The following is a 22,232-nucleotide window of genomic DNA, read 5'->3' as shown; positions in this document are numbered from 1 at the left end:
CGGCAAGCCGGCTGCCCTGGTTATCGTCGTGGTCTCTGCTGCGTGCGGGTCAAACTGAAGGCCAACTGCTGCGCCCCGCGCACTCGCGGGACTTGCTGCCGCGCAACGTCTCCATGCTGCGCGGCGGCGCATTCAACCGGCTTCTGCCAGTTGCGAGGCGTGCCTTACACCTGCTTCATGCGGAATTCGGCACTGCGCGCGTGGGCTTGCAGGCCTTCGCCGTAGGCCAGCTCGGCCGCGATCTCGCCGAGCGTTTGCGCGCCTTCCGCGCTCACCTCGATGAGGCTCGAACGCTTGATGAAATCATAGACGCCAAGCGGCGACGAGAAACGTGCGGTACGAGACGTAGGCAGCACGTGATTCGGCCCCGCGCAGTAGTCGCCGAGGCTCTCGCTCGTGTAGCGGCCAAGGAAAATCGCGCCCGCGTGGCGGATTTCGGCGCCCCACTTCTGCGGCTCCAGCGCCGAGATCTCGAGGTGCTCCGGCGCGATCTCGTTGGCGATGGCGCAGGCCTCGGCCATGTCGCGCACCTTCACGAGCGCGCCGCGATTCGTGAGCGACGTGGCGATGACTTCGGCGCGCGGCATGGCGGGCAGCAGCTCGTCGATGGCGTCTTCCACGCGTTTGATGAAGCTCTCGTCCGGGCACAGCAGGATGGATTGCGCGAGCTCGTCGTGCTCGGCCTGCGAGAACAGGTCCATCGCCACCCATCGCGGATCGGTCGTGCCGTCGCAAATCACGAGGATTTCCGAGGGGCCCGCGATCATGTCGATGCCGACCGTGCCGAACACGCGGCGCTTGGCCGAAGCGACATAGGCGTTGCCCGGCCCGCAGATCTTGTCGACGGCCGGAATCGTATTCGTGCCGAACGCGAGCGCCGCCACGGCCTGCGCACCGCCGATCGTGAACACGCGATCGACGCCGCCGAGCAGCGCCGCCGCCAGCACGAGCGGGTTCTTCACGCCGTCCGGCGTGGGCACGACCATGATGATTTCGCGTACGCCCGCGACCCGCGCGGGAATGGCGTTCATCAGCACGGACGACGGATACGCGGCCTTGCCGCCGGGCACATAAAGGCCCACGCGGTCGAGCGGCGTGACCTTCTGGCCGAGCACCGTGCCGTCGGATTCGGTGTACTGCCAGCTATGCGAGCCGCACTCGATGCGCTGCTTCTCGTGGTAGCCGCGCACGCGCGCCGCCGCGGCTTCGAGCGCCGCGCGCTGCTTGGGCTCGAGGCTTTCCAGCGCCGCTTCGAGTTCGCTGAACGGCAGTTCGAGCGCCGCGACGCTCGGGGCGGCAAGGCGGTCGAAGCGGTTCGTGTAGTCGAGCACGGCGGCGTCGCCGCGCGCCTTGACGTCGGCGAGAATCTGCGCGACGGAGCGCTCGATGGCCTCGTCCTCGCTCGCCTCGAAGGCGAGCACCGCGTGCAGCGCCTTTTTGAAGCCTTCGGCGCCGGAATCGAGTTTGCGCATCGTGATAGCCATGCTGGTATCCATCCGTTACGTTGTGCGCGCCGCGCCTTTTGAGGCGCACTGCGCGCGAGGCGGCGCGTCATTGCGCCTGCCCTTTGCTCTTGGTGTCAGCCCGCCTGCGTGCCGCGCGATGCGCGTTCGAACGCGTCGATGATCGGCCGCAGCGCGGCGCGCTTGAGCTTGAGCGCCGCCTGATTCACGACGAGGCGCGAGGAGATCTCCATGATCTCCTCGACCTCGACCAGATTGTTCGCGCGCAGCGTGCCGCCCGTGCTGACGAGGTCGACGATCGCGTCGGCGAGGCCCACGAGCGGCGCGAGCTCCATCGAGCCGTACAGCTTGATGAGGTCGACGTGCACGCCCTTGGCCGCGAAGTGCTGGCGCGCGGCTTCCGTGTACTTGGTCGCCACGCGCAGGCGCGCGCCCTGGCGCACCGCGTTCGCGTAGTCGAAGCCGCCCTTCACGGCCACCGAAAGACGGCAGCGCGCGATGTCGAGATCGATCGGCTGATACAGGCCGCCGCCGCCGTGCTCGTTGAGCACGTCCTTGCCCGCCACGCCGAAGTCCGCGGCGCCGTACTCCACGTAGGTGGGCACGTCGGTCGCGCGCACGATGATCACGCGCAGGTTCGGGTCGGTCGTCGGCAGAATGAGCTTGCGCGAGGTTTCCGGGTCTTCCGTCACATGCACGCCGGCCGCCGCGAGCAGCGGCATCGTCTCTTCGAAGATGCGGCCCTTCGAGAGCGCAAGCGTGAGCGGCGCGCTGGCCGCGGCCGCCGGCGTGGGCCTCGACTCGACCGTGCTCATTGCGCGCTCCCCTTGATCCGCTTCACGTTCGCGCCGATCTTCGTGAGCTTCTCTTCCATGCGGTCGTAGCCGCGGTCGAGGTGATAGATGCGGTCGATCAGCGTTTCGCCGTCCGCGCACAGGCCCGCGATCACGAGGCTCGCCGAGGCGCGCAGGTCGGTTGCCATCACCTTCGCGCCCGAGAGCTTCTCGACACCGGCGACGAGCGCCGTCTTGCCGTCGATCGTGATGTGGGCGCCCAGGCGATTGAGTTCCTGCACGTGCATGAAGCGGTTTTCGAAGATGTTTTCGACCACTTGCGAGGTGCCGTCCGCGATCGTGTTGAGCGCCATGAACTGCGCCTGCATGTCGGTCGGGAACGCCGGATATTCGGAGGTGCGCACGTTCACGGCGCGCGCGCGCTCGTGCATGCGCACGCGCATCCAGTCGTCGCCCTCTTCGATCGTCACGCCCGCTTCGCGCAGCTTGTCGGTGACGGCGTCGAGGATGTGCGGACGCACGTGGCGCAGCGTGACGTCGCCGCCCGCGGCCGCGACCGCGCACAGGAACGTGCCCGCTTCGATACGGTCCGGAATGACGGTGTGGTGCGCGCCGTGGAGCTTGTCCACACCTTGAATGACGAGGCGGTCGGTGCCGATGCCTTCGATCTTCGCGCCCATCGCCACGAGCAGGTGCGCGAGGTCGCCCACTTCGGGCTCGCGCGCGGCGTTCTCGATCACCGTTTCGCCATCGGCGAGTACGGCGGCCATGAGCAGGTTTTCCGTGCCGGTGACCGTGATCATGTCGGTGACGATGCGCGCGCCCTTCAGGCGCTTCGCGCGCGCCTCGATGAAGCCGTGCTCGATGTTGATCTCGGCGCCCATCGCCTGCAGGCCCTTGATGTGCTGATCCACGGGGCGCGCGCCGATCGCGCAGCCGCCCGGCAGCGACACCTTCGCCTCGCCGAAGCGCGCGACGAGCGGCCCGAGCACGAGGATCGACGCGCGCATGGTCTTCACGAGCTCGTACGGCGCCACGAGATTGTTGACCTTCGAGGCGTCGAGCTGCACGCGCGCGCCGTTCTGCTCGGTACGCACGCCCATCTGGCCGAGCAGCTTGAGCGTGGTGCGCACGTCCTGAAGGTCGGGCACGTTGTCCAGATGAACGGGTTCCGCGCTCAGAAGGCCCGCGCAGAGAATGGGCAGCGCCGCATTCTTTGCACCGGAAACAGCCACTTCCCCTGCGAGCTTCTGCCCGCCGACGATGACGAGTTTATCCATGCCTGAGGTTTCCTGATCGGTGCGGCCGGTTTGCAGGGTCGCTTGGTGTTGAGCTGCGCCGCTCGCGGCGGCGTCTTTGTCCTGGGTAATTCGCACTGAGATTCCAGATTATGCGTTCTGCCATTCGGCGGGCGTGAGCGTCTTCATGCTGAGCGCGTGGATTTCCTCGCGCATGCGGTCGCCGAGCGCCGCGTAGACGAGCTGATGGCGCTGGATCAAGCGCTTGCCGTCGAATGCTGAGGAGACGATCGTCGCGAAGAAGTGCTGGCCATCGCCTTCGACTTCGAGGTGCTCGCACGCGAGCCCTGCCGAGATGTACTGCTTGATCTGTTCCGGAGTCGGCAACATGAGTATGGCTCCTGCTTAGTGACGCAGCTTGTACCCGCTCGCGAGCAAACGCATGGCGAGCGTGGCCAGCGCCACGAAAAACACGAAAACGATCGACAGGCTCACGAGCGGGTTGATGTCGGACAGGCCGAAGAACCCGAAGCGGAAGCCATCGATCATGTAAAAGAACGGATTGAGCCGCGACACTTCGCGCCACAGGGGCGGCAGCGTATGCGTCGAATAAAACACGCCCGAAAGAAACGTGAGCGGCATGATGAGAAAGTTCTGAAACGCCGCGAGCTGGTCGAACTTCTCCGCCCAGATCCCGGCGATCAGGCCGAGCGTGCCGAGGATCGCCGAGCCCAGCACCGCGAACGCGAGGATGTAGAACGGCGCGGCGAAGCTCATCGGAATGAACCAGATCGTCACGACGAACACGCCCGCGCCAACGGCGAGGCCGCGCACGATCGAGGCGAGCACGTAGGCGCCGAACATCTCCCATGCAGCGAGCGGCGGCAACAGCACGAATACAAGATTGCCCGTGATCTTCGACTGGATCAACGACGACGAGCTGTTCGCGAAGGCGTTCTGCAGCACGCTCATCATCACGAGGCCGGGAATCAGGAAGCTCGTGTATTCCACGCCCGGATACACCTCGACATGGCCGCGCAGCGCATGGCCGAAGATCGTGAGATAGAGCAGCGCGGTAATGACGGGCGCGAGCACGGTCTGGAAAGCGACTTTCCAGAAACGCAACACTTCCTTGTAGAACAGCGTACGGAAACCGCTCATGCGAGACCCTCGACCACTTCAGGACCGTTCATCACCTGCACGAAGACATCCTCCAGATCGGCCTTGCGCACTTCCACTTCTTCGAGCTTGCAGCCGTTCGCGCGGCACTTGGCCAGGATGCGCTCCACGTCGTCGTAGCTCGCGAGGCGCAGCAGATGCTGGTGCGGGCTGGCGTTGGAAAGATCGACTTCGAGCGCGCGCAAATCGCTCGGCAGCACGCCTTCCGAGAAGCGCAGGAACAACTGCGTGCCCGCGAAGCGCTGCAGCAGCGCGCTCGTGCGCTCCAGCGCGACCATCTCGCCGCGCCGGAGCATGGCGATGCGGTCGCACAACTGCTCGGCTTCTTCGAGATAGTGCGTGGTGAGCACGATGGTGTGCCCTTCGCGGTTCAGGCGCGCGATGAACTTCCAGAGCGTCTGGCGCAGTTCCACGTCCACGCCGGCGGTGGGTTCGTCGAGCACGATCACGGGCGGCCGGTGCACGAGCGCCTGCGCCACGAGCACGCGGCGCTTCATGCCGCCGGACAGCGCGCGCATGTTCACGTCGGCTTTCTCGGTGAGATCGAGATTGGCCATGACTTCGTCGATCCACGCGTCGTTGTTGCGCAGGCCGAAGTAGCCGGACTGGATGCGCAGCGTCTCGCGCACCGTAAAGAACGGATCGAACACCAGTTCCTGCGGCACGACGCCCAGGTTGCGGCGCGCGTTGCGGTAGTCGGCGACGACATCGTGGCCGCGGACGGCGATCGAGCCCTCGTCCGCGCGCGCGAGGCCGGCAAGAATGCTGATGAGCGTCGTCTTGCCCGCGCCGTTCGGGCCGAGCAGCCCGAAGAACTCGCCGTCTTCGACCGTGAAGCTGACGCCCTTGAGCGCCTGAAGCGACCTGTAGCGCTTCTTGACGTTACGGATTTCTATGGCTGGCATGACTAATACGCCGCCCGTTTGCGAACGGCGCGGCTCAAGAGTGCATCAATGCTGCGGGGAAGACCGGAATTGGGGACGGCTTATCAGGCCGGCTTTGCTGTCTCACTGCACGCTTATTACGTACCAGGCGGTACTTTTTGCGCCGAGGCAGCGCCCAAAAAACGGTTGATTATAGGCCAAGTCGGGAAGCGCGGCCTGGCCCTGGAGGGGAACGGCGTCGGCCCGGCAGTGCGGTGTGATCCCGCTTGAACGCTAGCGTCCGGCCAGGCGACGCGGGTCAATGTCGCTCGTTGAGAAGCGAATCGACGCCGTAGGCGCGCGCGAGAGAGGCGAGCGCGGGGGGCATGTTGAGCACGGCAAGGGAAGCGCCGCGCTCACGCGCGGCACGCTGCCACGCGATCAGCACAGCGAGCGCCGATGAATCGAACTGGGTGAGCGCCGCGCAGTCCACGGCGGTTGCGCCCGCCGAGATCTGCGCGAACCCGGCCGAGAGCGCGGCCTTCGCGCTCTCGTGGGTCAGGTTGGCGCCGGTGGCGAAACGCTCGCTCACGAGGTCGCCTTGCCCGATGCGAGTTGCTGGTTACGCTGTGTGAGGAACTGGATCAGGCCGTCCACGCCGCCTTGCTGGATCTTTTCCTGGAACTGCTGCTGGTACGCCTGGATGAGCCACGCGCCGAGCACGTTGATGTCATACACGCGCCAGCCTTGCTGCGTCTTGTAGAGGCGATAGTCGAGCTCGATCGGCTGGCCGCCGTTCATGACCGTCGAACGGACCACGACGTCGGTGTCGTCCGGGTTCGCGCGGAACGGCTTGTACTGGATCTGCTGGTCGCGCACCTGGGCGAGCGCGCCCGAGTACGTGCGGATCAGCAGCGTCTTGAACTGTTCGATGACCTGTTGCTGCTGCTCCGGCGTGGCCGTGCGCCAGTTGCGGCCCATCGCGAGTTGCGTGGTGCGGCGGAAATCGGTGTACGGCAGGATCTTTTCGTTCACGAGCTGCGTGATCTTGCTGATGTCGCCGGACTGGATGGACTTGTCACCCTTGATCTGGCTCATGACCTGCTGCGTGACCGTCTGGACCATCGCGTCGGGATTGCTGGTGTCTACCGTCTGGGCAAATGCGCCGCCGGCAAACGAAAGAAACATGGCGAAAAACGGGTACAGAAAGAATTTTTTCATCTCGAGCCCTGCTAGTTGGGGGACATCGCCCCGTTGGAACCAACGATATCACGCGAGATCTATCGCGCTGTGTCAAAACCGCCAGCAAAGTGCGACAAGCGTTTCTGCTTGTTACGTCAGACGTATACGTCAGACGAACGCTCCGGCGAGGCGTTCCAGCACGCCGGAGCGCAGCGCTCAGTGCAGCCGCAGCATGCTCGGGAAGCCGATGCGCGCGGGCGGAATCATCTGGTCGCCCGGCACCGTGGTTTCCGACGCGCCCGTGGGCGCCGCGGCGCCGGCCGGGCCTTCCAGCGTGGCCGGGGCGGTCGTTGCGCCGTTGGGGTTGGCGGGTGCCATGCTGGCCGCATTCGGGATGGCCGCAGGCGCAGTGCCCGAAGCGGGCACTGCCGCACCGGCAGCCGCACCCGAAGCGGGGGCCGCCGCGCCCTCGTCGGTGTCGTCGTACTTCGGCAGCGGCGCGCCATCGCCGTAATCCGGCAGATTGCTGTTGCCCGACGACGCGCGGCCGTCCGACAGCAGATAGCGGCGGCGCTGCAGATAGGCGTTGCGGATGAACGAGTACCTGTCGATCGCCGCGCCTTCGAGCAGGTCGCTCGCGCCAAGCAGGTTGGCGCGCGTGCTCACTACGTTCAGCCCGTAAAGGCCCCAAGACAGCGCGGCCGGATCCACATAGGTGAGCGGGTTGATGAAGTAGTTCGGCACGAGGCCCACGCCGTCACGCACCGTGCTCGGACCGAACAGCGGCAGCACGAGGTACGGGCCGGGCGGCACGCCATAGTGACCGAGCGTGAGACCGAAGTCCTGGTTGTGCTTGGGCAGCTTTGCGAGCGTCGCGACGTCGAACAGACCGCCGAGGCCGAAGACCGTGTTGATCACGATCCGCATAATGTCCTCGACACCATCGGTGATCTTCAGCTGCAGGAAGTTGTTCGCGGCGTTGTACACGTCGCCGATGTTCGCGAAGAAGTTCGTCACGCTGTCGCGCACGGGCTGCGGCGTCACCTTCACGTAGCCCTGCGCCACCGGCTTGAGCGCGTACGTGTCAACCTTGTCGTTGAACGTGTACACCGTGCGGTTGAACCCTTCCCATGGATCTTCCTTCGATGGCGTCTGCACCGTCGAACAACCCCCGAGTGCAAGCGCTGCGACGCCAAGCGTAACGGCGCGCATGCGTATGGTCGTCATTCTTTTTCTCCTTCTTATTGGGCCGCCGAAGCCGCCGGTGCAGGCGCCTGAGCCGGTGCGGGCGCGGGTGCTGCAGCAGGCGCCGCATCCGTGCTCGCGCCGCTGGACGGCTTCGCGGCGCCCGAATCGGCCGCCTTGCTATAGAGGAACTGGCCGATCAGGTTCTCGAGCACGATGGCCGACTGCGTCATCGAAATGGTGTCGCCGGCCTTGAGCATTTCCGAATCGCCGCCCGGTTCGAGGCCGATGTACTGCTCGCCGAGCAAACCCGACGTCAGGATCTTCGCCGACGTGTCCTTCGGAAACTGGTACTGCTGGTCGAGGTTGATCGTCACCAGCGCCTGATAGGTGTTGGAGTCGAAGCCGATCGAGGCCACCCGGCCCACGGTCACGCCCGCGCTCTTCACCGGCGCGCGCGGCTTGAGGCCGCCGATATTGTCGAACTTGAGCTTCACCGGGTAGGTGGCCTGGAACGACAGGGAACTCATGTTGCCGGCCTTCAGCGCGAGAAACAGCAGCGCGATAAAGCCCAGCACCACGAACAGGCCGACCCAGAAGTCGAGAGCATTCTTTTTCATCGTCATCCCAATGAGAATCCGTTGCAGCGTCGCTCATATGCGCGCCGCGCGGCCGGGTCGCAGCCCGGCCTCTTTAGCTGAACATCAGCGCGGTGAGCAGGAAGTCGAGGCCGAGCACCGCGAGCGACGCGTACACGACCGTCCTGGTAGTCGCGCGCGACACGCCCTCGGGCGTGGGCTTCGCCTCATAGCCCTGATAGAGCGCGGTAAACGTCACAGCGAAGCCGAACACGATGCTCTTCATCACGCCGTTGCCCACGTCTGCCCAGACATCCACGCCGCCCTGCATTTGCGACCAGAACGCGCCGGCGTCTACGCCGATCAGCAGCACGCCCACCACGTAGCCGCCCAGAATGCCGACCGCGCTGAAGATGGCCGCGAGAATCGGCATGGCGATCACGCCCGCCCACATGCGCGGCGCGACCACCACGCGCACGGGGTCCACCGCCATCATCTCCATGGCCGTGAGTTGCTCGCCCGCCTTCATGAGGCCGATCTCGGCCGTGAGCGAGGTGCCCGCGCGGCCCGCGAACAACAGCGCGGTGACGACGGGCCCGAGCTCACGCACGAGCGAGAGCGCGACCAGCAGCCCGAGCGCCTGCTCGGAGCCGTAGCGGTTGAGCGTGTAATACCCTTGCAGACCGAGCACGAAGCCCACGAACAGGCCCGACACGGCAATGATCAAGAGCGAATAATTACCGACGAAGTGGATCTGCTTCGTGACAAGACGCGGCCGGCGCAGCAGCGGGAAGAATTCGAGGACGAGGCGCACGAAAAAGCGCGTGGCATGCCCCGCGCGCGCGATCGTTTCGAGCACGGTGCGCCCGATCGAGCTGATGGCGCCGGTCATGAGCGGTCTCCGCCAATGCCGAAGTCCGCTTCGAGCGGCAGGTTCGACGGGTAATGGAACCGGAACGGGCCGTCCGGCGCGCCGTCGATGAACTGGCGCACGATCGGGTCGGTCGAGGCGCGCAGCTCGGCGGGCGTGCCCTGCGCCTGCACCCGCCCGTTCGCCATGAAGTACACGTAGTCGGCGATCGCGAACGACTCGGGCACGTCGTGCGTGACGAGGATCGAGGTTGCGCCGAGCGCGTCGTTGAGCGTGCGGATGAGGTTCGCGGTGATGCCGAGCGAAATCGGGTCGAGACCCGCGAACGGCTCGTCGTACATCATGAGTTCGGGGTCGAGCGCGATGGCGCGCGCAAGCGCCACGCGCCGCGCCATGCCGCCGGAAATTTCCGAAGGCGCGAGGTCGCGCGCGCCACGCAGGCCGACGGCGTTGAGTTTCATGAGCACGAGGTCGCGGATCAGCTCTTCGGGCAGGTCGGTGTGCTCGCGCAGGGCGAAAGCGACGTTCTCGAACACCGACATGTCGGTGAAGAGCGCGCCGAACTGGAAGAGCATGCCCATCTTGCGGCGCAGGGCGTAGAGGCCGTCGCGCGATTGCGCGCCGACGTCCTGGCCGCCGAACAGCACCTGGCCGCGCTGGGCGCGAACGAGGCCGCCGATCAAGCGCAGCACTGTCGTTTTTCCGCCACCGGAACCGCCCATGACTGCCACGACCCGACCGCGCGGGAAGCGCATGTTCAGTCCGGACAGGACGAGCCGGTCGCCGTAGCCGAAGTCGACGTCGCGCAGCTCCAGTAGGGTCTCAGAGGTTGAGGGCACGTGGTCTGACAGTCCATTTACACGAAGGCGGGATTATAGGGCCATCGTGGAAAACCTGCCGTGACGCCCCCGGACCCGCCGATGTAAGCCGCAAGCGCCCGCTGCTGCGGGTTGCGGCCCCCTTGGCCCCGGGTCGCGCACGCGGCGCAGCCCGATGCCAGGGCGGACCATTATTGCGTAAACGCGTTGCGCAATGCAGCAACCGCGGCAGCCGGGTCGGCCGCCTCGGCCACGGCGCGCACCACCGCCGCGCTGCCGGCACCCGTGGCGAGCACCTCGGGCAGCACATTGCCGTCGATGCCGCCGATCGCAACCATCGGCACGACGCAGTCCAGCAGCTTCACGTAGCGGGCAAGACGCGCGAGGCCCTGGGGCGCCGTGGGCATGGCCTTGGTCGTGGTGGCGAACACGGCGCCGCACGCGAGATAGCTCGGACGGAAGTGAAGCGCCGTGAGCATCTCGAAGTAGCCGTGCGTCGAGAGGCCAAGACGTACGCCCGCCGCCGCGATCGCGCCGAGGTCGGCTTCGCGCAGGTCTTCCTGGCCGAGGTGCACGCCATATGCGCCGGCCGCGACGGCCTCCTGCCAGTGATCGTTGATGAAGAGCTGCGCGTCGTGCTTGCGGCCCGCCGCGACGCAGCGCTCGATTTCGTTCGTGAGCGCCGGCGACTTCGGCTGCTTGCTGCGCAACTGCACCGTCTTCACGCCGTAGTCGAGCACGCGCTCGACCCAGTCGGCCGTGGGCAGTACGGGATACAAGCCAAGCTTCGCGGGACACGGCGCAAACGGCTGTGCGGGCGCGTCGGGCAGGCCCAACACCCGCGGAAAACGCTCGATGTCGACGGGCCAGGCGTCAGCCTGCTGCTCGTCGCCGTCGCGCCAGGCGAGCGCGAGCACGAGCGCGTCGTGCGGATCGAAACCGCAGTCGAGGAACGCCGCCAGCGCCGGGATCCAGTCTTCCGCCAGCTCGCCTTCGAGCGCGTAGCGCTCGCCGCCCAGATGCAGCGTGGCGCGCGCCGCCTTCGGGTTTTCGCCCGCGGCTTCGATCACGCCCGCGCCGTCGGTCATCCAGCGCGCGATGTTGGCCAGATGCGGCGCCGCGTCGGTCACGATGATCAGATCGCCGCCGTTGGGCGCGTCGGGCGGCGTGAGACAGATGCGCCACGGCGCATGCGTGGGCTGCCAGTCGCCCAGGCGCGCGCGGATGCGCTCCGCCGTTTCGGTGAGTTCGTCGGCGGGCGGCCAGAACAGTTCGCGGTCCTGCAGGCGCAGCGTTTCAGTCATCGCTTGTCTCCATCCTGGTGCCAGAAAGGCATGCCGACCACGGGCGTGCTCGCGACCGCCGCTTCGCGCTCGGCCATCGGTCCGGCGAGAAACGCGGCGCGCCCCGCCTCGACACCCAGCGCGAACGCGCGCGCCATCGCCTCGGGGTGCGTGGCCTGCGAAACGGCCGTGTTGAGCAGCACGCCGTCGAAGCCCCACTCCATTACCTGGCACGCGTGCGAAGGCACGCCCAGGCCCGCATCGACGATGAGCGGCACATCGGGCAAGCGCTCGCGCAGCACGCGCAAGCCGTAGGGGTTGATCACGCCCTTGCCGGTGCCGATCGGCGCGCCCCACGGCATGAGCGCCTCGCAGCCGGCGTCGAGCAGACGCCGGCCGATCACGAGGTCCTCGGTGCAATACGGCAGCACCTTGAAGCCGTCCTTCACGAGGCGCGACGCGGCCTCGATCAGGCCGACCGGGTCGGGCTGCAGCGTGTAGTCGTCGCCGATCAGTTCGAGCTTGATCCAGTCGGTTTCGAAGACTTCGCGCGCCATGTGCGCCGTCGTCACCGCCTCGTTGACGGTGAGGCAGCCGGCCGTGTTCGGCAGGAGCGGCACGCCGTGGCGCTTGAGCAGATCGAAGAAGCCGGCCTCGGCGGTGCCCTCGTTCATCTGGCGGCGCAGCGCGACGGTGATCATGCCGGGGCGCGCGGCAGCCATGGAGTCGGCGAGCGATTGCAGCGACGGATAGCGTGACGTGCCGAGCAGCACGCGGCTCGCGAAGGTTTCGCCGTAGAGCGTGAGCGCGTCGGCAGTGGTTGTGGTGGTCATGGGTTGGAATCCTTGGCGGTGTCGTGAACGCGCTCGCCGTGTATGCGATGCGCGCGACCGGTGGCCTGGGCGAGCGAGGCTCAGCCGCCGGCCACGGGGCTCACGACGTCGAGGCGGTCGCCCGCCTGGAGCGAGCGCGCGCCATGCTGGGTACGCGCCACGAAATCGCCGTTCAGCGCGACGGCGAACGGCGGACGCGCGCCGAATGCGGTGAGCGCATCGGCGACAGTCGCGCCTTCGGGCAGCGTGATCGGCTTCTGGTTGATATGAATGTCCATGGCAAATGCGTTCTCAAACTGCGGATTATTTCTGGTGAAGCGTCAGGCCGGCTCGTGCGCGCCCTGCGCGTGCAGCATGTCACCCCATCGCGACGCGCGGCGCAGCGACTCGAAGGAATCGGCATCGCTCACACGGGCATCGAGCAGCGCCTGGGCGAAGCGCGCGGCTTCGTCGGCGACTTCCGGCGCGATCATGAAGCCGTGCCGATAGAGACCGTTCACACGCAGCGTGGTCTTGCCGTCCCAGATGAGCGCCGGGCGGTGGTCGGGCAGCGTCGGGCGGCACTGCGTGTTCAACTCGAGGATGCGCGCCTCGCCGAACGCCGGATGCACCGCGAACGCCGCGCTCAGCAGTTCGAGCGCCGAGCGCACGCTCACCGGCGAGCGGTCCTCGCCTTCGATCTCGGTCGCGCCGATCACGAAGACATCGTGTTCCTTGGGCGCGATATAGAGCGGATAGCGCGGATGCAGGAGCCGCACCGGGCGCGTGAGCGTGATGCCCGGCGCGTGCACGCGCGCGACTTCGCCGCGAATGCCGCGCAACCCCGGCAGCGCAGGTTTGGCGCCCAGCCCGCGGCAATCGATCGTCACGCGCGCGGGCGGCGGATTGGCCTCGTCGACCGTGGTGTGCCAGTGGGTTTCCACGCCGCGCGCAGCGAGCCCCGCCGCCAGAGCGGCCAGGGCCTGGCGATTGTCGAGCTGGCCCTCGCCTTCGAGCAGCCAGCCGCGCGCGAAGCGCCCCGCGAGCGCCGGTTCGGCGGCGTCGAGCTGCGCACCGGCGAGCGCGACGAAGTTGGCATCGGCGAGAGAACGCGGCGCGTTGGCGCGCACGCGGCGCTCGAAGAGCGGCGCTTCGGTGCGATCGGCGCTATGCCAGACCACGAGCGTGCCGTTGCGCTGGAAGAACACGGGCTCCGGCAACTCGGCCAGAATGCGCGGCCAGGTTTCGAGCGATGCGACGCCCAGCTCGGTAATGAGCATTTCGGCGACGGCAGCCTCCGCGAGCGGCGCGAGCATGGCCGCCGCGACCCAGGCTGCGGCTTCGCCGCCTTCGGGGCCGCCGCGCTCGTAAAGCGCGACGCGATGGCCCTCGCCGGCCAGACGCCATGCGACGAGCCGGCCGCTCAGGCCGCCGCCGAGCACGGCGAAGTCGGGCACGCTGCCCACGTCAGGGTTGCGGGCGCGGCTCATGACGACGCTCCGTCACGCAAGGCGAACGGCAAGGCGAACGCGATAAGAATCGGGGAACAAAGAGAATAGGCGGTCATCGTATCCTTTCCGTACGGCAGCAGCAGACGTACCCAAGGACGAAACCGGCTGGCAAGGCCGACCGTGGAGGCTATGCGGCGCAGACGGCCCGATACGGAATGCGTATACGAACCCAGGCGCCCAAAGCGCAGCCCGGCGGGAATCCTGGCGCCCCCGCCTTTTCAAAACCCAGGCTGGGCGCTCCGGTAAGACTTTCTGGAAACTTCCCGCGCCGGTATTACCCGGATCGGGTGCAAAGGGTTTCTCTCAGCCTCACTGGCGGCATGCCCGGCATACCGGTGAAGCACCCCTGTTTCGTCAACGACGATTAGACCACAAAACGCGCGCGGCCCGCAAACCTCGGCGGAACCGGGGGGCGTGGTCTGGCACAATGCCCTGAACCCGCCTCTTTCGCCTCGCGAGCCCGCGCGGTGAGACAATGAGCGCCACGCTACGGCGGCGCCAGCGTGCGCTTTTGTCTCCACGCCTCGCGCCGGTTTTGGCTCCGCCTGTGGCCCGTTAAGACTCACTTAAGCGCCCGACGACAGAATCGCTGCAAAAATCGCTGCAACGCTGCCGCCGTGCGGCGCGCGGCGCATGCCCCCAGCGGGCCGCCACACCTTCAGGACGCACATGACCAACCAACCTGCCCGCGCCACGCCCGATCAGAACGAGCATCAGAAGATCACCGCGTGGAGCCTGATCAAGCCCTACTGGGTCTCCGAGGAACGCTGGATCGCCTGGGGCCTGCTCGTCGCGATCATCGTGATGAACCTGCTCGTCGTGTGGATCAACGTGCGCCTGAACGGCTGGAGCGCGGAGTTCTACAACGCGTTGCAGGCCAAGGACGTCAAGCGCTTCCCGCCGCTGTTGATGACCTTCACCGAACTGGCGTTCGGCTTCATCATCCTCGCGGTGTATGGCCGCTATCTGCGCCAGATGCTCGGCTTTCGCTGGCGTCAGTGGCTCACCACGCGGTTCCTGAACGAGTGGCTCGGCAAGGGCGCGTTCTACCGCATCGAGCGCGACCGCCTCGCCGACAACCCCGACCAGCGGATCAGCGACGACCTCCAGTCGTTCGCCACGACCACGCTCTCGCTCACGCTCGACCTGCTCTCGACGGTCGTCACGCTCATCTCGTTCATCACGATCCTGTGGACGCTCGCGGGCGCGCTCACCGTCACGCTGGGCGGGCAGCCACTCGCGATTCCGGGCTACATGGTGTGGGCCGCGGCGCTCTATGCCGTGTTCGGCTCGCTCGTGATCCAGAAGGTCGGCCACCCGCTCGTGTCGATCAACTACCAGCAACAAAAGGTGGAAGCGGACTTCCGCTTCGGCCTGATCCGCCTGCGCGAAAACGCCGAGCAGATCGCCCTCTACGACGGCATGGACACCGAGCGCAGCAACGCGCAGGGCCTCTTCGCGCACATCAAGGACAACTGGTGGCGCGTGATGAAATACACGAAGCGCCTCACCTTCGTGCTGAGCTTCTACGGCCAGATCGCCATCATCTTCCCGCTCGTGGTGGCCGCGCCGCGCTACTTCGCGGGCGCCTTCACGTTCGGCGTGCTGATGCAGATCTCGCAGGCGTTCGGCACCGTGAGCGACTCGTTCTCGTGGTTCATCAACAGTTACTCCACGCTGGTCGAATGGCGCGCTACCGTGAATCGTCTGCGCGAATTCGTGCGTGTGGTGCACTCGCCGCGTCTGAAGGAATCGGTCTCGCCCGCCACCGAGCACGGCGGCATCAACCTGCACTTCATCGACAACAACGAGCTCGCCACCGAGCATCTCAAGCTCTCGCTGCCCAACGGCACGCCGCTCTCGGAAGTGCGCGACATCGCCATCAAGCCGGGCTCGCGCTGGCTCGTGCGCGGCCCCTCGGGCGCAGGCAAGAGCACGCTGATGCGCGCGCTCGCGGGCCTCTGGCCCTTCGGCGAAGGCTCGATCGACGCGCCTGTCGATGCGCGCATGATGTTCATCCCGCAGCAGAGCTATCTGCCCATCGGCACGCTCAAGGCGGCGCTCACCTACCCCTCGCCCGCCGACGACTACAGCGACGAAGACTGCCGCGAAGCGCTGCGCGCCTGCCGCCTCGAAGAGTACGTGGATCGTCTCGCCGAGTCGGCGCACTGGACGCGCGTGCTCTCGCCGGGCGAGCAGCAACGCCTTGCGGGCGCGCGCGTGCTGCTGCACAAGCCCGACTATCTGTTCCTCGACGAAGCGACGAGCGCGCTCGACCCCGACAACGAAAGCCGTCTCTACAAGCTGTTCATGGAACGTCTGCCCAAGGCAGCGATCGTGAGCGTCGCGCACCGTGAGTCGCTCGCGGCGTACCACCACGAAACGCTCGAGATCGAGCGCATGCCCGAAGAGCGGGTTGCCGCGTGAGCGCAAGCGCGCTGCGCGTCGTGCTGATCACGGGCGCGGGCTCGGGCATCGGCGCGGCGCTCGCGCGTCGCCTCGCGGCGCCGGGTGTAGCGTTGATGCTGCACACGCGCGGCGCGGATGAGGCATCGCGCGCCCGGCTCGCCGCCGTTGCCGCCGGGTGCGAACAGCGCGGCTCGACCTGCGCCACCTCGTACAGCGATCTCGCGCTGGCCGGCCAGGCGAGCGCGCTCGTGGACGCCACGCTCGCGCGCTTCGGCTCGCTCGACCAGCTCGTCGCCAACGCCGGGCACGCGCAGCGCCAGACGCTCGCCGCGCTCGACGCCGCGTCGCTCGAAGGCGCTTTCGCGGCCATGCCTGCCGCGTTCGCCGGGCTCGTGCAACGCGCGCAGCCGGCGCTGGAACGCTCGGCGCGCGCCCGCGTGGTCGCGCTGAGCTCGTTCGTCGCGCACCGCTACCGCGCCGGCGCGCCCTTCGCGGCCACCGCCGCCGCGAAGGCCGCGCTCGAATCGCTGGCGAAAACCGCCGCGGCAGAACTGGCGCCGCACGGCGTGACCGTGAACTGCGTCGCGCCCGGCTATACGCGCAAGGACAAGGGCCCTGCGCCGGAAAACGCGCCGGCGTGGGAGCGTGCGGCACAGGAAACGCCGCTCGGCCACGTGGCCGATCCCGCCGATGTCGCCGAACTGATCGCCTTCCTGCTCTCGGATGCCGCGCGCCACATCACCGGCCAGGTGATTCATGTCGATGGCGGACTCACGCTCTAGCGCCTTGCGGTTCCCGCGCGCCATCGTTCGCTCGCTATCGAACTAAACCCGAACTAAATATCGGAATACAACGATAGCGGGCGCCCCCAAATTGCCCCTCGCCTCAGCGCGGTTTCGCACCGTAAAATACCCCTCCAGCACACCGGAGACGGGCGGCGTCGCACCGCGCAGCCCGCCAGCGTCAAGCGCACACGCCACCCAACGCGTTTGCGCCAGCCGGGTCGCTTGCGCAGCACGGGCCGCTCAGCCCGGTTCGTTGCGCGCACAACAAATATGGGGGAAGACACGCGATGGGCTACTTTCACTGGTTCACCGAATTGAACGCGCGCGAGCGGCGCACGCTTTATGCGGGATTCGGCGGCTACGCCGTCGACGCGTTCGACTTCATGATCTACTCGTTCCTGATCCCGACGCTCATCGCGACCTGGGGCATGACCAGGAGCGAGGCCGGCATGATCGCGACCAGCTCGCTGATCTCCTCGGCGGTCGGCGGCTGGCTCGCCGGCATCCTCGCCGACCGCTACGGCCGCGTGCGCGTGCTGCAGTGGACCATCGCCACCTTCGCGCTCTTCACCTGCCTCTCCGGCTTCACGCATTCATTCTGGCAACTGCTCGCCACGCGCACGCTGCAGGGCATCGGCTTTGGCGGCGAATGGACGGTCGTCACGATGATGATGGCCGAAACAATCCGCTCGCCGCAGCATCGCGCGAAAGCCGTGGGCACGGTGCAGAGCAGCTGGTCGTTCGGCTGGGGCGCGGCTGCCATCCTGTACTGGGCCTTCTTCGCCCTGCTACCCGAGGAATACGCGTGGCGCGCGTGCTTCTGGATCGGCATCGTGCCTGCGCTCTGGATTCTCTATGTGCGCCGCAACGTGAGCGATCCCGACGTGTTCGTCGCCACGCGCCGGGCGCGCGAAAGCGGCGCGGTGCAAAGCCACTTCATGCAGATCTTCGCGCCCGCGCATCTGATCACCACCCTGCTCGGCAGCGCGCTGTGCACCGGCATGCTCGGCGGTTACTACGCGATCACCACCTGGCTGCCCACCTACCTCAAGACGGTGCGCCATCTCTCGGTGTTCAACACGAGCGGCTATCTGATCGTGCTGATCGTCGGCTCGTTCACGGGCTACATCGTCGGCGCGATCCTGTGCGACAGGATCGGCCGGCGCGCGTCGTTCATCCTGTTCGCCATCGGCTCGTTTGCGCTCGGCATGGCCTACACCATGCTGCCCATCACCGACACCGCCATGCTCCTGCTCGGCTTTCCGCTCGGCATCGTCGTGCAAGGTATTTTCGCGGGCGTGGGTGCGTACCTCTCGGAGCTTTACCCGAACGCGATCCGCGGCTCGGGCCAGGGCTTCTGCTACAACCTCGGACGCGGGCTCGGCTCGTTTTTCCCCATTCTCGTAGGCGCATTCGCGCAAACCACCTCGCTCGTGAAGGCGATCGGCGTGGTGGCCGGCGCGGGCTATCTGCTCGTGATCGTCGCGGCGCTGTGCCTGCCGGAGACGAAGGGCAAGACGCTGACCGAGGAAGTGCCTGCTGCCGGGAGCGAGCGAGCGTCTGCGGAGTCCACTGCACGATGAGCGCGAACATGCTGCAATACCGACCGTCCCTCCCTGTTGTGCGACCGGCATGAAAACGATCGTCCTCGGCGCCGGTGTGATCGGCGTCGCTACTGCGTACTATCTGAGCGAACGAGGCTGCGACGTCACGGTCGTCGAACGGGAACCGGGCGTCGCGCTCGGCACGAGCTTCGGCAACGCCGGCGTCATCGCGCCCGGCTATGTCACGCCGTGGGCCGCGCCCGGCATGCCCGCGAAGCTCATCAAGTATCTGCTCAAGCCGACCTCGCCGCTCATCTTCCGTCCCACGCTCGACGCCGCGCAGTGGCGCTGGATCGCGCGCTGGCTGCGCGAATGCGATCTCGCGCGCTTTCGCGTGAACAAGCAGCGCATGCAGCGGATCGCCTATTACAGCCGTGAATGCCTGCACGCGTTTCGCGCCACGCACGCGTTCGAGTACGGGCGCAGCCAGGGCTATCTGCAGCTCTTTCGCAGCGACTACGACCTCGAGCTCGCGCAACCAGCGCTCGGCGTGCTGCGCGATGCGGGCATCGTCTATCGCGAACTCGATGCCGCCACGTGCGCGCAGGTCGAGCCGGGGCTTGCGTGGTCACGTGTGAAACCGGTGGCGGGCGTCTATCTGCCGGAAGACGAGGCCGGCGACTGCGCACGCTTCACGCGCGAGCTGCGCTCCGTCTGCGAATCACGCGGCGTCACGTTTTTGTTCGATACCGAAGTGCTCGCGCTCGAAGCCGCGGGCGGCAAGGTGAACGGCGTGCGCGTGCGCGCCGTGCCCGGGCGGCGCACGGCCAACAACCGCAAGGACCGGCGCGAGCAGCGCCGCGCGCCGGCCGAGGTGCTGCGCCCGGCCGAGCGCAGCGAGCCCGCCGACGACACGCCCCACACGCTCGCCGCCGACGCCGTGGTGGTCGCCCTGGGCGTGGAGAGCGCGGCGCTCGTCGCGCCGCTTGGCGTGCGCGTGCCGTTGTATCCGGTGAAAGGCTATTCGGCCACGCTGCCCGTGGTCGACGAGCAGAAGGCCCCGCGCGCCGCGCTCATGGACGAGTCGCTCAAGACGGCGATCACGCGCTTCGGCCCATATCTGCGTGTGGCGGGGACGGCGGAACTGGGCGACCACCGCGCGACGCTGCGCGAGCAGGCGCTGCAAACGCTCATGAAGGTGCTCGACGACTGGTTCCCGCACGCCGCGACGCCTTCGTCGGCGCAATTCTGGGTGGGGCGCCGGCCGATGGTGCCGGACGGCGCGCCGCTGCTCGGCACGTCGGGCGTGGATGGCCTGTGGCTGAACGTCGGGCACGGCTCGACGGGCTGGGCGATGTCGATGGGCTCGGGCCGCGTGCTCGCGGACCTCGTCACGCAGCGCGTGCCGGAAATCGATCTCGATGGACTGACGCTGGCGCGGTATCGCCACTAAGCGTCGGTCGAGACTCCAACGCAGGGCGACACCTCAATCGAGCGCGACGCTCGCCAACGCCTCGTAGCGCGCGCCCTGCCTCGCCAGCGTGCTCGAATACAGCACCAGCGACTCGAAGCACAACGGCGGCAGCGCTTCGCCGCCGCTTGGCGCCGGCGCGCCTACGGCGTCGCGCGCGAAGCGCGCGAGCGTCACGTGCGGACGGAACGCTCGTGCGTCGAGCGGCAATCCCACGTCTCCCATGAGTGAGCGCACGTGCCAGTCGAGCGTCGTGAACGCATCCGACATCGCGAGCACGGCCACCATGAGGCGTGGATGCGCGCGTCCCGGCCAGCATTCAATATGCGTGACCGGCGCAGGTGGGAGGCGCGGCGCGTGCTCGGCGAGCCGCCGCGAGAGCACATGTCCCTGATCGAACGACATTGCGCCGATGAACGTCACTGTCAGATGGAGTTGCGCATAGGGCACGCGCCGCGCATTGGGCGGCACGTCCAGCGCGGCGAGCGCATCGCGCGACGCCGCAGTGGGCGAAAGCGCGATGAAGCAGCGCCGCCATTGCTGCGTGTCACGATCGGTCTCGCGGGCTTCGGACATGATCGGCGGGCCTCGTTCGGTCGGGCAATCGCGTCATGGTAATCCTCTCGCGCGCAGACGTAAAAAAGCCGGGTCATCCTTGCGGATGCCCGGCTTTCTGGCTTCGTGTCTCCTGCCGTCTCCCGTGCGTCCCAGCGAATAGCGGGACACACCGGATTTAACGCGGCAACTCCGAGCTGCCCATCAGGTACGCATCGACCGAGCGCGCGCATTGACGGCCCTCACGGATCGCCCACACCACGAGCGACTGGCCGCGGCGCATGTCGCCGGCGGTGAAGACCTTGTCGACCGACGTGTAGTACGCCTTCTCGCCCTCGGTCGAGGCACGCACGTTGCCGCGCGCATCCTTCTCGACGCCGAATGCTTCGAGCACCGGCGAAACCGGCTGCGTGAAGCCCATGGCGAGCAGCACGAGATCGGCCTTCATTTCGAATTCCGAGCCTGGCACTTCGACCATCTTGCCGTCCTTCCACTCCACACGTGCGGCGATCAGCTTCTCGATCTTGCCGTTCTTGCCTTCGAGGCGCTTGGTGGCGACCGACCAGTCGCGCGAGCAGCCTTCGTCATGCGACGACGACGTGCGCAGCTTGATCGGCCAGTACGGCCACACGAGCGGCTTGTTCTCTTCCTCGGGCGGCTGCGGCAGCAGTTCGAACTGCGTGACGCTCTTCGCGCCGTGACGGTTCGAGGTGCCCACGCAGTCGGAACCCGTATCGCCGCCGCCGATCACGACCACATGCTTGCCCTTGGCGAGCAGCTGGTTCGGCAGCTTGTCGCCGGCGTTGACCTTGTTCTGCTGCGGCAGGAACTCCATGGCGTAGTAGATGCCTTCGAGTTCACGGCCCGGCACCGGCAGGTCACGCGGCGTTTCCGAACCGCCTGCGATCACCACGGCGTCGAACTGGTCCTTCAGTTCGTCCGGCGAGATCGTTTCCTTCGCCGTGTTGCCGATGTACGCAGGCAACTCGCCACGGCCGATGAACACGTTGGTGCGGAACGTCACGCCTTCGGCCTCCATCTGCCGCATGCGGCGGTCGATCAGCCACTTCTCCAGCTTGAAGTCGGGGATGCCGTAGCGCAGCAGGCCGCCGATACGGTCGTTCTTCTCGAACACCGTCACGTCGTGACCGGCGCGCGCGAGCTGCTGTGCGGCGGCGAGGCCCGCGGGGCCCGAACCGACCACGGCAACCTTCTTGCCCGTCTTGTGCTTCGCTACTTGCGGCGCGACCCAGCCTTCGGCCCAGGCCTTGTCGATGATCGCGTGCTCGATCGACTTGATGCCGACCGGGTCGTCGTTGATTCCGAGCGTGCACGCCGCTTCGCAGGGCGCCGGGCAGATGCGGCCCGTGAACTCGGGGAAATTGTTCGTGGAATGCAGGACGTCGATCGCGCTCTTCCAGTCCTGGCGGAACACGAGGTCGTTGAAGTCCGGAATGATGTTGTTTACCGGGCAGCCGTTGTTGCAGAACGGGATGCCGCAGTCCATGCAGCGTGCGCCCTGGATCTTCGCGTCGGCGTCGGAGAGCGCCGCCACGAATTCCTTGTAATGCTTCACGCGCGTGAGCGGTGCTTCGTACGCCTCATGCTGGCGCTCGAACTCGAGAAAACCGGTTGCCTTACCCATAGGGTTCTCGTCTATCTCTATCTATTCGGTGAGGGGACCGCGCCCG

22 protein-coding genes and 1 riboswitch are annotated in these 22,232 nt (G+C 67.0%); of the genes, 4 read left to right on the top strand and 18 right to left on the bottom strand.

The features are described from left to right. Window positions 1-164 precede the first annotated feature (164 nt). The 16 genes from hisD to ACOJB8_RS28405 form a co-directional block, all read right to left on the bottom strand. Window positions 165-1,484 (bottom strand): histidinol dehydrogenase, encoded by a 1,320-nt coding sequence (gene hisD, locus ACOJB8_RS28480; protein ID WP_475015595.1) that lies wholly within the window; start codon window positions 1,482-1,484, stop codon window positions 165-167. A 95-nt stretch (window positions 1,485-1,579) separates the two neighbouring features. Then, entirely contained in the window at window positions 1,580-2,278 is a 699-nt protein-coding gene (gene hisG / locus ACOJB8_RS28475) for an ATP phosphoribosyltransferase (RefSeq protein WP_342949836.1), read from the bottom strand. Then, entirely contained in the window at window positions 2,275-3,537 is a 1,263-nt protein-coding gene (gene murA / locus ACOJB8_RS28470) for a UDP-N-acetylglucosamine 1-carboxyvinyltransferase (protein ID WP_069268252.1), read from the bottom strand. The genes hisG and murA overlap by 4 nt, the downstream gene beginning before the upstream one ends. 108 nt (window positions 3,538-3,645) lie before the next feature. Beyond that, on the bottom strand, window positions 3,646-3,885 hold the full coding sequence (locus ACOJB8_RS28465; protein ID WP_028206568.1) for a BolA family protein: 240 nt from the start codon (window positions 3,883-3,885) through the stop codon (window positions 3,646-3,648). Between the two features lie 15 nt (window positions 3,886-3,900). Next, window positions 3,901-4,656, bottom strand: a complete 756-nt coding sequence (locus tag ACOJB8_RS28460) for an ABC transporter permease (protein WP_042269663.1) — start codon at window positions 4,654-4,656, stop codon at window positions 3,901-3,903. Further along, a complete protein-coding gene (locus tag ACOJB8_RS28455; RefSeq protein WP_368606643.1) occupies window positions 4,653-5,579 on the bottom strand; it encodes an ABC transporter ATP-binding protein in 927 nt (308 codons plus the stop codon). Before ACOJB8_RS28455 ends, ACOJB8_RS28460 begins: the two co-directional genes overlap by 4 nt. A 277-nt stretch (window positions 5,580-5,856) precedes the next feature. Further along, window positions 5,857-6,129: an STAS domain-containing protein gene (locus ACOJB8_RS28450; protein WP_069268249.1), complete on the bottom strand. Its 273-nt coding sequence runs from the start codon at window positions 6,127-6,129 to the stop codon at window positions 5,857-5,859. Beyond that, window positions 6,126-6,758 (bottom strand): MlaC/ttg2D family ABC transporter substrate-binding protein, encoded by a 633-nt coding sequence (locus tag ACOJB8_RS28445; protein WP_069268248.1) that lies wholly within the window; start codon window positions 6,756-6,758, stop codon window positions 6,126-6,128. The genes ACOJB8_RS28450 and ACOJB8_RS28445 overlap by 4 nt, the downstream gene beginning before the upstream one ends. A gap of 177 nt (window positions 6,759-6,935) precedes the next feature. Beyond that, window positions 6,936-7,946 (bottom strand): MlaA family lipoprotein, encoded by a 1,011-nt coding sequence (locus ACOJB8_RS28440; protein WP_475015592.1) that lies wholly within the window; start codon window positions 7,944-7,946, stop codon window positions 6,936-6,938. A 14-nt stretch (window positions 7,947-7,960) separates the two neighbouring features. Beyond that, a complete protein-coding gene (gene mlaD, locus ACOJB8_RS28435) occupies window positions 7,961-8,524 on the bottom strand; it encodes an outer membrane lipid asymmetry maintenance protein MlaD (RefSeq protein ID WP_368619593.1) in 564 nt (187 codons plus the stop codon). Between the two features lie 73 nt (window positions 8,525-8,597). Further along, window positions 8,598-9,374: a lipid asymmetry maintenance ABC transporter permease subunit MlaE gene (gene mlaE / locus ACOJB8_RS28430; protein ID WP_342949830.1), complete on the bottom strand. Its 777-nt coding sequence runs from the start codon at window positions 9,372-9,374 to the stop codon at window positions 8,598-8,600. Then, window positions 9,371-10,192, bottom strand: coding sequence for an ABC transporter ATP-binding protein (locus ACOJB8_RS28425; RefSeq protein ID WP_475015590.1), 822 nt, complete (start codon window positions 10,190-10,192; stop codon window positions 9,371-9,373). Before ACOJB8_RS28425 ends, mlaE begins: the two co-directional genes overlap by 4 nt. Before the next feature lie 170 nt (window positions 10,193-10,362). Beyond that, window positions 10,363-11,475, bottom strand: a complete 1,113-nt coding sequence (gene thiE / locus ACOJB8_RS28420) for a thiamine phosphate synthase (protein WP_475015588.1) — start codon at window positions 11,473-11,475, stop codon at window positions 10,363-10,365. Further along, window positions 11,472-12,287 carry a thiazole synthase gene (locus tag ACOJB8_RS28415; RefSeq protein ID WP_069268246.1) on the bottom strand — a complete coding sequence of 272 codons (816 nt, stop codon included), beginning with the start codon at window positions 12,285-12,287 and terminating at the stop codon, window positions 11,472-11,474. Before ACOJB8_RS28415 ends, thiE begins: the two co-directional genes overlap by 4 nt. An 80-nt stretch (window positions 12,288-12,367) precedes the next feature. After that, window positions 12,368-12,565 carry a sulfur carrier protein ThiS gene (thiS, locus tag ACOJB8_RS28410; RefSeq protein WP_342949827.1) on the bottom strand — a complete coding sequence of 66 codons (198 nt, stop codon included), beginning with the start codon at window positions 12,563-12,565 and terminating at the stop codon, window positions 12,368-12,370. A 42-nt stretch (window positions 12,566-12,607) separates the two neighbouring features. Continuing rightward, on the bottom strand, window positions 12,608-13,756 hold the full coding sequence (locus ACOJB8_RS28405) for an FAD-dependent oxidoreductase (RefSeq protein WP_406953815.1): 1,149 nt from the start codon (window positions 13,754-13,756) through the stop codon (window positions 12,608-12,610). Window positions 13,757-14,020: 264 nt separating this feature from the next. Beyond that, a riboswitch (TPP riboswitch) is annotated at window positions 14,021-14,135 on the bottom strand. A 311-nt stretch (window positions 14,136-14,446) separates the two neighbouring features. On the opposite strand from ACOJB8_RS28405, the gene ACOJB8_RS28400 reads away from it, so the two are divergent. From ACOJB8_RS28400 to ACOJB8_RS28385, 4 genes are all read left to right on the top strand, one after another. Then, window positions 14,447-16,204 (top strand): ABC transporter ATP-binding protein/permease, encoded by a 1,758-nt coding sequence (locus ACOJB8_RS28400; RefSeq protein ID WP_342949825.1) that lies wholly within the window; start codon window positions 14,447-14,449, stop codon window positions 16,202-16,204. Further along, window positions 16,201-16,968: an SDR family NAD(P)-dependent oxidoreductase gene (locus ACOJB8_RS28395; RefSeq protein ID WP_342949824.1), complete on the top strand. Its 768-nt coding sequence runs from the start codon at window positions 16,201-16,203 to the stop codon at window positions 16,966-16,968. Before ACOJB8_RS28400 ends, ACOJB8_RS28395 begins: the two co-directional genes overlap by 4 nt. Window positions 16,969-17,258: 290 nt before the next feature. Then, on the top strand, window positions 17,259-18,554 hold the full coding sequence (locus ACOJB8_RS28390) for an MFS transporter (RefSeq protein WP_342949823.1): 1,296 nt from the start codon (window positions 17,259-17,261) through the stop codon (window positions 18,552-18,554). A 49-nt stretch (window positions 18,555-18,603) separates the two neighbouring features. Continuing rightward, window positions 18,604-19,968: a D-amino acid dehydrogenase gene (locus tag ACOJB8_RS28385; RefSeq protein WP_342949822.1), complete on the top strand. Its 1,365-nt coding sequence runs from the start codon at window positions 18,604-18,606 to the stop codon at window positions 19,966-19,968. 33 nt (window positions 19,969-20,001) lie between these two features. Here the strand turns inward: ACOJB8_RS28385 and thpR are convergent, their stop codons facing one another. Next, entirely contained in the window at window positions 20,002-20,562 is a 561-nt protein-coding gene (gene thpR / locus ACOJB8_RS28380; protein WP_342949821.1) for an RNA 2',3'-cyclic phosphodiesterase, read from the bottom strand. Window positions 20,563-20,719: 157 nt separating this feature from the next. Further along, a complete protein-coding gene (locus ACOJB8_RS28375) occupies window positions 20,720-22,186 on the bottom strand; it encodes a glutamate synthase subunit beta (RefSeq protein ID WP_069268240.1) in 1,467 nt (488 codons plus the stop codon). Window positions 22,187-22,232: the final 46 nt, after the last annotated feature.

It is taken from the genome of Paraburkholderia sp. BR10141, assembly GCF_056155635.1.
The sequence above is the reverse complement of the archived record's forward strand: the minus strand, read 5'-3'. Positions and strand labels throughout refer to the sequence as shown.

Excerpts from the sequence above, each read along its gene's own strand:
- hisD (WP_475015595.1), bottom strand. The coding sequence starts at position 1,484 with ATGGCTATCACGATGCGCAAACTCGATTCCGGCGCCGAAGGCTTCAAA.
- hisG (WP_342949836.1), bottom strand. The coding sequence starts at position 2,278 with ATGAGCACGGTCGAGTCGAGGCCCACGCCGGCGGCCGCGGCCAGCGCG.
- murA (WP_069268252.1), bottom strand. The coding sequence starts at position 3,537 with ATGGATAAACTCGTCATCGTCGGCGGGCAGAAGCTCGCAGGGGAAGTG.
- ACOJB8_RS28465 (WP_028206568.1), bottom strand. The coding sequence starts at position 3,885 with ATGTTGCCGACTCCGGAACAGATCAAGCAGTACATCTCGGCAGGGCTC.
- ACOJB8_RS28460 (WP_042269663.1), bottom strand. The coding sequence starts at position 4,656 with ATGAGCGGTTTCCGTACGCTGTTCTACAAGGAAGTGTTGCGTTTCTGG.
- ACOJB8_RS28455 (WP_368606643.1), bottom strand. The coding sequence starts at position 5,579 with ATGCCAGCCATAGAAATCCGTAACGTCAAGAAGCGCTACAGGTCGCTT.
- ACOJB8_RS28445 (WP_069268248.1), bottom strand. The coding sequence starts at position 6,758 with ATGAAAAAATTCTTTCTGTACCCGTTTTTCGCCATGTTTCTTTCGTTT.
- ACOJB8_RS28440 (WP_475015592.1), bottom strand. The coding sequence starts at position 7,946 with ATGACGACCATACGCATGCGCGCCGTTACGCTTGGCGTCGCAGCGCTT.
- mlaD (WP_368619593.1), bottom strand. The coding sequence starts at position 8,524 with ATGAAAAAGAATGCTCTCGACTTCTGGGTCGGCCTGTTCGTGGTGCTG.
- mlaE (WP_342949830.1), bottom strand. The coding sequence starts at position 9,374 with ATGACCGGCGCCATCAGCTCGATCGGGCGCACCGTGCTCGAAACGATC.
- thiE (WP_475015588.1), bottom strand. The coding sequence starts at position 11,475 with ATGACTGAAACGCTGCGCCTGCAGGACCGCGAACTGTTCTGGCCGCCC.
- ACOJB8_RS28415 (WP_069268246.1), bottom strand. The coding sequence starts at position 12,287 with ATGACCACCACAACCACTGCCGACGCGCTCACGCTCTACGGCGAAACC.
- thiS (WP_342949827.1), bottom strand. The coding sequence starts at position 12,565 with ATGGACATTCATATCAACCAGAAGCCGATCACGCTGCCCGAAGGCGCG.
- ACOJB8_RS28405 (WP_406953815.1), bottom strand. The coding sequence starts at position 13,756 with ATGAGCCGCGCCCGCAACCCTGACGTGGGCAGCGTGCCCGACTTCGCC.
- ACOJB8_RS28400 (WP_342949825.1), top strand. The coding sequence starts at position 14,447 with ATGACCAACCAACCTGCCCGCGCCACGCCCGATCAGAACGAGCATCAG.
- ACOJB8_RS28390 (WP_342949823.1), top strand. The coding sequence starts at position 17,259 with ATGGGCTACTTTCACTGGTTCACCGAATTGAACGCGCGCGAGCGGCGC.
- ACOJB8_RS28385 (WP_342949822.1), top strand. The coding sequence starts at position 18,604 with ATGAAAACGATCGTCCTCGGCGCCGGTGTGATCGGCGTCGCTACTGCG.
- thpR (WP_342949821.1), bottom strand. The coding sequence starts at position 20,562 with ATGTCCGAAGCCCGCGAGACCGATCGTGACACGCAGCAATGGCGGCGC.
- ACOJB8_RS28375 (WP_069268240.1), bottom strand. The coding sequence starts at position 22,186 with ATGGGTAAGGCAACCGGTTTTCTCGAGTTCGAGCGCCAGCATGAGGCG.